We start from the raw sequence: 10774 nt of genomic DNA on the forward strand, positions 1-10774 counted from the left end.
TGGGCGGCGGGTGGTGGTGATCGACCGGTTCTGTCCGTCGTCGAAGACCTGCTCGGTGTGTGGGGCGATCGCGTCGATGATGCCGCTGAACGTGCGGGAGTGGACGTGCCGATGCAGTGTCGTCCATGATCGGGATGTGAATGCGGCGAAGAACATTGTGGCCGTCGGACTGACGGTGGCAGCCTGCGGAGATGATGTGAGACCTCCCCGCACATGAAGTGCGGGGAGGCGACTGTCGGTGAAACAGGAACCTCGGGACGCGAGTCTCGAGGGGAATCTCGGTCGTTCACGGCCGAGAGGACGTCAACACATGGGAATCGACGGTGACGGAAACCGCCGTGCCAAGCGTTGGCGCACCACACTGATGTGCTGCTCTTCGGTGGTGGCGTTCATCTTCGAATTGTCGTCCCGCCCCGGCGTGAATGCACTGTTTTCACGGGATGAACGTGAATGCACTGTTTTCACGGGTGAATCTGCGAGCGGACATTGACGGCAACTGCTCGCCCACCCGCGATCTCGTTTGCCGGCTCGACGAGGCTGTCGGTGGCTTGCACGCACTCACCGATCGGACCATCGCGCCGAGCCCGCGGTGCGTTGCCGCGCACCGGGAGATAGTCGGTTGACACCGACGGAACAGGGCCGGGACATCGCGCAGGCACGTGTCTTCTTCGCGATGCCGATCGCAGAAGTCGAGGTCCTCTCCGTGTAAGTCGACGGCGCCGAAGCCCGCGCACACCGGACGGAGAAGACCGCTCTGTGCCGCGCGCGGCCCGGGCAAGTTCGGCCTGCCGCCACGTGGCGGTCAGCCCGGTGTGCACGCTGAGACCGGACAGGAACGCCACGATCCGTACCGGTGCGAAATTTCGCGTTTCCTGGTTGTTCATTGCCTGTTCACCTAGGCTGCGGCTGGGTACCCGGGGTGTGTTCGGATCGATTCGATCGCGGACGTGGTCAATATCGAAACGTGGTGAGGTGTCATGGGAACCGTGCTCGAGGCGCAGCCTGAGCGTGAAGACAAGTACGAGGTGGATTCGGATTTCTCGATCCCGGATCTCGCGAAGGCGATCCCAGACGACGGTCACATCGAGCAGACCACGATCAACCTGGACAGCGTCTACTACGACACCGCCGATCAGGACCTGTTCCGGCACCATGTGACGCTGCGTCGACGGTCCGGGGGCGCCGACGCCGGTTGGCATCTGAAGGTCCCCGCCGACAAGGAGCGCACCGAGATCCGGCTTCCACCCGACGATGGGGACACGGTACCTGCCGAGTTGGCGGACCTGGTCGCGGGCGTGGCCCTCGGCAAACCCCTGCACCCGGTGGCCCTGATCTCGACCGTTCGGAGCGCACACTGCCTCTACGACCGGCACGACACCCTGCTGGCCGAGGTGGCCGACGATCGGGTCCAGGCAACCGCGGTCGGGGACAGTGCCCGGGCCAGTCAGTGGCGTGAGGTCGAGGTCGAACTCGGCGAGGGCGGCGACGAGAAATTGTTGAAGCGGATCGGCAAACGCCTCACCCGTGGCGCTGCGCAGCCGTCGCAACGGGTATCGAAACTGGACCGGGCTTTGTCCGACGACGACTCCCCAACCCGCACCGTCGACGCGACGGGTGACTCCGCGCGGGCTGCGCTGCTTGCATATCTCGAGGCACAGATCCAGGCGATCGTCGCCGGCGACGTGGCATTGAGGCGCGGACACGACCCGGTCCATCCCACTCGTGTCGGTATCCGGCGTCTGCGCAGCACCCTGCGCGTATACAGCACCCTGATCGACCCGACATCCGGGGATTGGCTCGACGAAGAATTGTCGTGGTACGCGGGACTGCTCGGCCAGGTTCGGGACCGGCAGGTGCAACGGCAACGGTTGGCGACCGCCGTCGCCGGGCTCCCATCCGAACTGGTGATGGGTCCGGTGGCCGCCCGGATCGAGAGTGATCTGCTTGCCGAACAACTCCACCACCGTGCCGTGGTGATGGAGGCGCTGAACGGTGACCGGTACCGGAAACTGCTCGCCGCGTTGACGTCGTGGCGGACCAGCCCGCCGCTGACGGAGGCGGTGGCCGAAGGCAAGCCGATCGAGAAGGGATCCCGGAAGGCGGAACGGAAGGCAGTCCAGAGGGTCACCGCCGCCGCAGCCGATGCCAACGACGAAGCGCTCCACAGCGCCCGCAAAGCCGCCAAACGCGCTCGATATGCCGCGGAACTCGCGGCCCCGGTTCTCGGCAAGAAGCCTGCGAAGAAGAAGGTGGCCAAGTACAAGAAACTGCAGGAAGTGCTCGGCGAGCACCAGGACAGTGTCGTCTCCGCCGGGATCCTCCGCACTCTCGGAGCCCGCGCCGGCACGACTCCCGGGGAAAACGGGTTCACTTTCGGCCTGCTCTACGGCCTCGAACAGCAAGCCGCGCAACATGCCCGCACCCGTGCGACCCGGCTGACGACCTGACGCAACGCGGTGTGTCTGGTCATTCATTCACCGCTCGCCGTCGGGGAGTGACTATGGAATTCAGGCACATCGTCTCGTTCATCACTATCGCCGAGGAATTACATTCGGGCGGGCAGCGTCCGGTTGCATCTCACTCAGTGCGCAACTGCAGAAGCTCGAGAAGTACATCGCCGGGCACTGATCGCGCGAAAACATCACGCGCTCCTGGGACGCACTCCGCGAACGGAACCGCCACTGGTGGCGAGGTCGATGTCGGATCGCTCGAGCAGTGGCGATTCGACGTGGCTGGTGGCGCGGATATCCGCACGATCCGAAGGCCTACTGGCACGGATGGCCGACGACGGTGAACCCTCGGGTGGTCGCTCGAAGACGAACTCAATCGCCGTGGATAACACACGGAAGATGTGGGACGAGGGCATCCACCGGCAGGATTATGGGCAGCACTCGTGCGATAGGAACTACGAACCCGAGATGCTGACACCCCGATGAATCGGCAGGGTGATCTGCGTACACCCGCCACGTATCGGGATCGACTCATCGGGGATTGACAATGAATGAACCGAGTTCCACACGAACGACAATCAGCAACCCCTACCTGTATCGGTTGCAAACTCGTCACTTTCTGTTGTTCGACGTTCTGCCGTTCTTCGGTGTGGCGGCGGCGATCGGGTTTCTCCGGGTGCACCCCGTCGGTGTGGCGGAACTCGTCCTGCTCTTCGTGATGTGGCTGGTCACCGGCCTGGGGATTTCCGTTGGCTACCATCGCTTGTTCACGCATCGCACGTTCAAGGCCTCGGCTTCAGTGCAGGCCGCGTTGACGATCGCCGGTTCGATGGCCGGCCAGGGTGGTGTGGTGTCCTGGGTCGCCATTCACCGGCGCCACCACGAGTGCAGCGATCGAGAGGGGGATCCACACTCGCCCAATCTCTTCGGACACAGTGTGCTGGGTCGTGTTCGTGGCTTGACGCATTCGCACTTCCTGTGGATGCGTCGCCATGAGTACCCGAACATCGCCCACTACGCACCTGACCTCCTGAAGAATCGGTGGCTGGTGAAAGTTGCTCGGCCGTACTACTACTGGGTGGGGCTCGGGCTCGCGGTACCGGCGATCGCCTGCGGGCTCGTGTACCAGAGCTGGGCCGGCATCGTCAGCGGATTCCTCTGGGGTGGCCTCGTGCGGATTTTTGTTCTCGAGCACACCATCTGGGCAATCAACTCGTTCCTCCACATGTACGGCACGCGTCCGTACGAGTCTCGGGAGAACAGCCGCAACGGCGGCATTTTCGCCTTGATCTCGTTCGGCGAATCGTGGCACAACAACCATCACGCCTTTCCCGAGTCGGCGTCCTTCGGTCTCGACTGGTACCGGCTCGATCCGGGGTACTGGTTGATCAGACTTCTCGCCGTGTTCGGTCTCACCTGGGACGTCGGGTTACCCACCACACAGCGCATGCAAGCAAAGCGCACAGCAGCGTAAGGAATCATTGGAAATGACTCGCGACGAGATCGTGCGGTGGTGCCAGGAGTACCTCGCGAACCTACTTGACGTCACACCTGAATCCATCGATCCGGATGCAGACTTCGATCGCCTCGGCTTGGACTCGCCGCTGGCGGTCTCGCTGTTGATCGAGATCGAGGAACACTACGGCGTCGACCTTCCTCCCGAGGAATTGTTCGAGAACCCGACCCTTAACGCCGTCGGCAAGTACGTCCACGAGCACGTTCGGCAGGACGTGGCGTAGATGGACGCTGCCACCGCCATCCGGCACCATTACGACGTCGGGAACAGCTTCTACCGTTTGTGGCTGGACAGCTCGCTTACCTATTCCTGCGCGATCCCTGACGGCGCCGACGACGCACTCGATGCGGCGCAGGACCGGAAGTTGCAATTCCACCTGGACGCGATCGCCGCCGCCAGCGCGACGCGGGTACTGGACATCGGTTGTGGGTGGGGTGCGATGCTGAAACGACTATCGGACAGCGGAGTCGAACGAGCGGTCGGACTGACGCTCAGTGACGAGCAGGCGGCGTACGTACGTTCGCGGGACTACCGGGGTGTTGACGTCCGAATCGAGAACTGGCTGGACTATGAGCCCGACGCCCATTTCGACGGTATCGTCTCGATCGGTGCGTTCGAACACTTCGCAAAACCCGATGATTCGGTCGTCGAGAAGGTTCGGGTGTATCGCGACTTCTTCGACAGGTGCCGCGGCTGGCTGCACGAGGACGGCATGATGTCGCTGCAGACCATTGCGTACGCGAACATGTCCCGCGACAGCGCCAACCAGTTCGTGCAGCAGGACATCTTCCCGAATGCCGATCTACCCACGTTTGCGGAGATCGCTACCGCAGCGGAAGGGATCTTCGAGATCCAGGCGGTCCACAATGGGCGGCTCGACTACGCGTGGACATGCGAGGAGTGGGCGCGCAGACTCCGTCGACATCGCACCGATGCCGTTGATCTCGTCGGCGCCGATGTGGTCGCCCGGTACGAGCACTACCTGAAACTGTCCGCCCTCGGATTCCGGATGGGCAAGATCTGCCTGCTGCGGATCGTGCTCCGGCCATACTCCGACAGGCATTTCCGATGAGGTTCAACCCGTTCAGTGCCGACGTCCGGCGCGACCCCTATCAAACGTATCGCCAGCTTCGCGAGGCGCCGGCGCATAAGACGCTGGGCATGTGGGTGCTGACCCGCCATGCGGACGTGAAGGCGGTGATGCGGGATCGGTCGTTCAGTGCGGGGTTGATTCCGCAGTTGATTCGGCGGCAGGCGGACAGGTTCGCACCGGGTGAGGTGGGTCGGATCGAGCGGCTGGCGACGAAGTCGCTCGTCTTTACCGACAATCCTGACCACGCCCGGCTGCGCGCGCTGGTGAACCGGGTGTTCACGGCGCAGTCGATCGCGGCGCTCCGGCCCCGCATCACCCTTGTCGCCGAGCAACTCCTCCAGGATGCGCGGGACCGTGGCGAAATGGACGCCATCGCCGACTTCGCGGCGCCACTCCCGATCCAGGTGATGTGCGACTGGCTCGCGTTGCGGGGCAGCATCCGCGCACACGTCGGGCAATGGACACACGACATCCGGTTTCTGCTCGAACCGGGGCTGATGCAGGGCCATGACCTCAGGCACGTCCATACCGTCGTCGAGGAGTTCGCGCAGGCTTTGGCAGAGGTGATCGCCCAGCGGCGCGCGCAACCGGGCGACGACCTCATCAGCCGGCTGCTGGCCGAGGAAACGGCGGGTGGCGACAGGTTGAGCGATGAAGAATTGATCTTCGTCTGCATCATGTGCTTCGTCGCGGGCAACGAGACAACGAAATCCCTCGTCGGAAACGGTCTTCGTGCACTACTGCTGAATCCTGACCAAGACCGCCAGCTGCGTGCCTTGCCGGTTCTCGCACAAGGTGCAGTCAGAGAAGCCTTGCGCTACGACAGTCCGCTTCAACTGACCAAGCGGGTGGCGACGCGCGACGTCGGCCGGATTCGAGCGGGCGATCAGGTGCTGTTGTGCATCGGTGCCGCCAACCGTGATCCCGAGGTGTTCGCCGACCCGGACCGGTTCGACATCACTCGAAATGACGAAGAACACCTCGCATTCGGGCACGGCATGCACGGGTGCCTCGGTGGGGCGCTGGCCACACTGCAGGCTGAGGTCGCATTCGAGACCCTGTATCGGCGAGCCGAGGGTCTGCGTCTGTTGACCGACCGGCACCAGTGGCAGGATCACAGTTTCATTGTCCGCGGATTGAAGCACCTTCCGGTGGCACTGTGAACCTTCTGCCGACTTCCCCCACCGATGGCGGCGATGACCGGCACCACCCATCGCGGTGCCATCGCCGCGCGCATGGTGGACACACTGGAGAGGCGCATGATGCGATTGCTTCCTGACATCCTGCAGGCCCGCGCTGCAGACCAGCCAGACGACTGCGCCTACGTCTTTCTCGACGAGCGCGGAGCGGAGGCCGAGCTACTCACCTACAGCGAACTGCATTTCCGCGCGATGGCTGTTGCCGCATATCTGCGTGAACGATGCGCGCAGGGTGACCGCGTGATACTGATGATTCCGCCCGGACTCGACTTCGTCGTTGCGTACGTCGGGTGTCTCTACGCGCACGTGATCGCCGTTCCTGTGAGCCCGCCGCGCAACCATCGTATCCACGACGCGACACGCAATATCATCGCCGACTGCGACCCGGCGATGGTGCTCACGAGCCTTGACGACGTCGATCCCGACGGGACCCTCGAGCCTGATCGATGCGACGCAGCATCCATCGCCTTCCTGCAGTACACGTCCGGATCGACGTCGGCGCCCAAGGGCGTGATGGTCTCCCACGGAAACCTCGCCGCGAATCAGGAGCAGATCCAGCGCGCGATGGGCCACGACGAGGAGTCGACATTCGTTGGATGGGCACCGCTGTTCCACGATCAGGGGCTGATCGGGAATGTTCTGCAGCCCTTACACCTCGGTGCAACGAGCTATCTGATGTCACCCGGGGCGTTCATTCGCAGGCCGCTGCTGTGGTTGTCGGCGATCTCGAAGTACCGAGCCCACTCGAGTGGCGGGCCGAACTTCGCCTTCGATGTCTGCGTCGCACATGCGCAGCGCCGCGACCTTTCCGACCTCGACCTGAGCAGCTGGCGGGTCGCGTTCAACGGGGCGGAACCCATCCGGCCGGAGTCGCTGCGCCGGTTCGCGGAGACGTTCGCCCCGTACGGATTCGACGCGAACGCACTGTACCCGTGCTATGGCCTGGCGGAGGCAACGCTGTTCGTCAGTGGTAGCCGCAAAGGTCGGGGCCCCAGATACCTCGATGCGGACCGCGACGAGCTTGGCCGCGGCCACGTCGTGCCGGGGCAGGGTCGGACACTTGTCGGGTCCGGAGTTCCCGAGGCGGACATCCGAATCGTCGACCCGCATACGCGACAGCCGTCGGAGCCGCACCGGATCGGCGAGATCTGGGTGGCTGGAGAGCAAGTCGCGCAGGGCTATTGGAACGGGCGCAGTCCGGATACATTTGCTGACGGATATCTGCACACCGGCGATCTCGGGGTTGTGATCGACGAAGAACTGTACGTCGTCGGACGCGTCAAGGATCTGATCATCATTCGTGGCCGCAACGTGTACCCGCACGACATCGAGCTGACCGCGCAGTCGGCGCATCCCCTTGTGCGTCCCGGTGCATGCGCCGCGTTCGCGATTTCCGGCGTCGACACCGACCGGCTCGTGGTCGTCGCCGAGGTTCGGGAAGAGCGCCCTGATATAGCCGGCGCGATCCGTGCAGCGATCATCCGTGAACACGAAGTCGCTGTGGCGGACCTCGTGTTGAGCGCGCCGGGTCGATTGCAGAAGACGAGCAGCGGAAAGATCATGCGAAGTGCGGCCAAGAAGTGCTATCTGGAAGGCGGTTTCGATGTTGATTGCGAAGAATCCCGAGTTTGAGCAATTCGTGAAGACGGCGGTGCTGACAATGCCCGCAGCGGTGTATCTCGGCTTCAACTTTGGTCAGATCGCGCCCGGTGAGGTCGAGCTCGTCCAGCCGTACCGCAAGGAACTGACCGAACACAACGGCTTCTTCCAGGGTGGCGTCATCGGCTCACTGGCTGACTTCGCAGGCGGCGCTGCCGCAGGTACGCTGCTGCCCGTCGGCTGGGTGAACATGACCGCCGACTACACCGTCAAGCTGCTCGCACCGGCCGAGGGTGACAACCTCATTGCACGCGGACGGGTCGTCAAACCGGGCAGCGCGATCACGGTGTCCGCGGTCGACGTCTACGCGGGCGAAATTCATTGCGCGACCGCGCTGGTCACGATGCGTAATGTGCCGTTGGCGAAGGAATGACGATCCCTCGAGGTGTTCGGGTTGAGGTGATGGTTCCGGGTGTGGACCCGTTGCGGGCCAGTCTCGACCGGCAAGAACTTGGTTGCACGGTACCGTGCTCGACACAACCGTGGTACACGCATGTACCACACGATCGTTAGGGAGTGCCACCGGATGAGCGAAGCACCACCTGTCGACCAGCAGGCCGCGTTCCCGCTGCCCGCGGTTGAACTGCCGCCAGCACCACGCATCCCGAAGGCCTTGCAGAAGATTGCATTCACGCTCTCCCGGCGACGGACGATGGAGACGCTCTCCCGCCGCTACGGCACGGCATTCACCCTCGACCTCCCAGTATTCGGCCGGACCGTGGTGGTCGCCGATCCGGGGCTTGCGAAGCAACTCTTCACCGCCAACCCCGTCGACGTCGGCAACATCCAGCCCAACCTGAGCAGGGTGCTGGGTCCAGGCTCGGTGTTCGCGCTCGACGGTGCGGATCACCGCAGGCGTCGGCGACTGCTGACTCCGCCGTTCCACGGCAAAAGCATCAAGAACTACGAGCAGATCATCGAGGAAGAGACGCTGCACGAGACGTCCGACTGGCCGGAGGGCGACGAGTTCGAAACCCTCGAGCCGATGATGCGGATCACCCTCAACGTCATCCTGCGCGCAGTGTTCGGGGCCGGTGGCGCAGAGTTGCACGAACTGCGACGGCTCATACCGCCGTGGGTCACGCTGAGTTCACGACTGGCCGTGCTCCCGACGCCGAAGCGCACCTACGGTCGCTACAGCCCCTGGGGTCAGGCCGCCGAGAAGAGGCGCCGGTACGACGCCGTCATCGACACGTTGATCAACGATGCCGAAGCCGACCCGAGCTTCGACGCCCGGACGGATGTTCTCGCGATGATGTTGCGCAGCACTTACGAGGACGGTTCGGTCATGCCGCGCCAGGACATCGGCGACGAGTTGCTCACGTTGCTGGCCGCCGGCCACGAAACCACAGCGTCCACCCTGGGCTGGGCCTTCGAGCGGCTGAGTCGGCACCCGGAGGCGCTCGCCGCGCTGGCCGCCGAGGCGGACACCGACGACAACGAACTGCGCCAGGCGACCATTCTCGAGGTGCAGCGAACTACCACCGTCATCGACTTCGCCGGCCGGCACGTGTACGCGCCTGTGTTCGAGCTCGGCGAATGGGTGGTCCCACAGGGCTACACGATCGTCGTCAGCATCTCAGAGATACACAAGGATGCAGCAGCATTTCCCGACCCCGGAAAGTTCGATCCCCAGCGCTTCGTCGGCGTCCGACCCGACACGAACGCCTGGATACCGTTCGGTGGCGGGACCCGACGCTGTGTAGGGGCCGCATTCGCCAATATGGAGATGGATGTTGTGCTACGAACAGTACTGCGGCACTTCACCATCGAGACCACAGCGGCGGCAGGTGAGAAGTGGCACTCACGCGGGGTCGCGTTCACACCGAAGAACGGCGGCCGCATCGTGGTGCACCGGCGCAACACCTGAATCCCTCAGACCGCACTTGCCTCTGTCTATCGTGCCCGCGTGGTAAAAGTAGGCGGAGGCCTTTCGCGAAATCTCGTCAGAGGCCGTCGGCTCGGGCTTGTCGGATATGTCCGCCTTCTACGGCTCGAACACCAGCAGCGGTTTGCCCCCGTGTTCGGGAGCTTCGGCCAAATCAACGGCTTCGCTGAACTTTTCGACGGGGATCGGCTGGCCCTCCGGCACGCGCAACGCGCCGCTGTCGGCGAGCCGAACTGTCCGATCGATCGCTGCAACCATCCGATCCTGCGGGGTCTCGGCGAACCAGCGGAACAGCCAGAACCCCCGAACGGTCTTTGTCTCGTAGATCAGTGAACGCGCGAAGATCGGGATGGTGAGTTTGTCGGGATCGGTTTGGCGGTGCGTGGACAGCGCACCGTAGACGACCAGCTCACCGTGCGGTGCCAGCGCACGCGACACGTCCGCACCCACCTGACCGCTGACACAGTCGATCGCCTTGGACACACCGTCCGGGCCTGCGATGTCGGCCACCCGTTCGCGCAGGTCTTCATCCTCCGTGCAAATCACCGCGGTGCCGCCCAGCGCGAGGATCTCCTCGACAGCGGATCGGCGGCGGACCACGTTGAGGGTCTTGAAGCCGACGTGCACCCCGAGTTGGATGACCGACTGGCCCACGGTGGAACCGGCCGCGGTCTGCAGGAGCCATTCACCCTGTCGAACATCGAGCTCATCACCGGTCAAGATCACGGCGGTGAGAGGATTGGCGAGAATCTGAGCGGCCGTGGAATCGCTCATCCCGGCGGGAACAGGCAGGACCCGCCCGGCATCGGCGACAACATACTCCTGCCACGTGCCCGTGACTCCGATCGTGATGACGCGTTGCCCGACGGTCAGACCGTCTGTGCCGCTGCCGAGTTCGTCGATCACACCGACGGATTCGATTCCGGGCACGGTCGGGAACTCCGGGGTGAATCCGTATCTCCCGCGGAT

11 protein-coding genes are annotated in these 10774 nt (G+C 63.8%); 10 read left to right on the forward strand and 1 reads right to left on the reverse strand.

The features are described 5' to 3' along the window. The 10 genes from RJ1_RS15780 to RJ1_RS15825 all read left to right on the forward strand — a co-directional run. On the forward strand, positions 1–217 hold a 217-nt coding region (locus RJ1_RS15780), incomplete at its 5' end, for a zinc ribbon domain-containing protein (protein WP_218026504.1). Positions 218–310: 93 nt separating this feature from the next. Further along, a complete protein-coding gene (locus tag RJ1_RS15785; protein ID WP_162850398.1) occupies positions 311–490 on the forward strand; it encodes a hypothetical protein in 180 nt (59 codons plus the stop codon). A gap of 496 nt (positions 491–986) precedes the next feature. Further along, positions 987–2447, forward strand: a complete 1461-nt coding sequence (locus tag RJ1_RS15790; protein WP_073361369.1) for a CYTH and CHAD domain-containing protein — start codon at positions 987–989, stop codon at positions 2445–2447. Between the two features lie 550 nt (positions 2448–2997). After that, entirely contained in the window at positions 2998–3924 is a 927-nt protein-coding gene (locus tag RJ1_RS15795) for an acyl-CoA desaturase (protein ID WP_073361357.1), read from the forward strand. A 13-nt stretch (positions 3925–3937) separates the two neighbouring features. Further along, positions 3938–4189, forward strand: coding sequence for an acyl carrier protein (locus RJ1_RS15800; protein WP_073361359.1), 252 nt, complete (start codon positions 3938–3940; stop codon positions 4187–4189). Next, positions 4190–5038, forward strand: a complete 849-nt coding sequence (locus tag RJ1_RS15805; RefSeq protein WP_073361361.1) for a class I SAM-dependent methyltransferase — start codon at positions 4190–4192, stop codon at positions 5036–5038. After that, positions 5035–6222, forward strand: a complete 1188-nt coding sequence (locus RJ1_RS15810) for a cytochrome P450 (protein ID WP_073361363.1) — start codon at positions 5035–5037, stop codon at positions 6220–6222. The genes RJ1_RS15805 and RJ1_RS15810 overlap by 4 nt, the downstream gene beginning before the upstream one ends. 33 nt (positions 6223–6255) lie before the next feature. Beyond that, positions 6256–7890 carry a fatty acyl-AMP ligase gene (locus RJ1_RS15815; protein WP_240320105.1) on the forward strand — a complete coding sequence of 545 codons (1635 nt, stop codon included), beginning with the start codon at positions 6256–6258 and terminating at the stop codon, positions 7888–7890. Continuing rightward, positions 7862–8290 (forward strand): PaaI family thioesterase, encoded by a 429-nt coding sequence (locus RJ1_RS15820; protein ID WP_073361365.1) that lies wholly within the window; start codon positions 7862–7864, stop codon positions 8288–8290. The genes RJ1_RS15815 and RJ1_RS15820 overlap by 29 nt, the downstream gene beginning before the upstream one ends. Before the next feature lie 153 nt (positions 8291–8443). Next, positions 8444–9787, forward strand: a complete 1344-nt coding sequence (locus RJ1_RS15825; protein ID WP_073361367.1) for a cytochrome P450 — start codon at positions 8444–8446, stop codon at positions 9785–9787. Positions 9788–9904: 117 nt separating this feature from the next. Here RJ1_RS15825 and RJ1_RS15830 read toward each other — a convergent pair. After that, the coding region (locus RJ1_RS15830) for a zinc-dependent alcohol dehydrogenase family protein (RefSeq protein WP_073361373.1) at positions 9905–10774 on the reverse strand (870 nt) is incomplete at its 5' end.

It is taken from the genome of Rhodococcus jostii NBRC 16295 (genome assembly GCF_001894825.1).
GTDB classification, from domain to species: Bacteria; Actinomycetota; Actinomycetes; order Mycobacteriales; family Mycobacteriaceae; genus Rhodococcus_F; species Rhodococcus_F jostii.

Excerpts from the sequence above, each read along its gene's own strand:
- RJ1_RS15785 (WP_162850398.1), top strand. The coding sequence starts at position 311 with ATGGGAATCGACGGTGACGGAAACCGCCGTGCCAAGCGTTGGCGCACC.
- RJ1_RS15795 (WP_073361357.1), top strand. The coding sequence starts at position 2,998 with ATGAATGAACCGAGTTCCACACGAACGACAATCAGCAACCCCTACCTG.
- RJ1_RS15800 (WP_073361359.1), top strand. The coding sequence starts at position 3,938 with ATGACTCGCGACGAGATCGTGCGGTGGTGCCAGGAGTACCTCGCGAAC.
- RJ1_RS15805 (WP_073361361.1), top strand. The coding sequence starts at position 4,190 with ATGGACGCTGCCACCGCCATCCGGCACCATTACGACGTCGGGAACAGC.
- RJ1_RS15810 (WP_073361363.1), top strand. The coding sequence starts at position 5,035 with ATGAGGTTCAACCCGTTCAGTGCCGACGTCCGGCGCGACCCCTATCAA.
- RJ1_RS15815 (WP_240320105.1), top strand. The coding sequence starts at position 6,256 with ATGACCGGCACCACCCATCGCGGTGCCATCGCCGCGCGCATGGTGGAC.
- RJ1_RS15820 (WP_073361365.1), top strand. The coding sequence starts at position 7,862 with ATGTTGATTGCGAAGAATCCCGAGTTTGAGCAATTCGTGAAGACGGCG.
- RJ1_RS15825 (WP_073361367.1), top strand. The coding sequence starts at position 8,444 with ATGAGCGAAGCACCACCTGTCGACCAGCAGGCCGCGTTCCCGCTGCCC.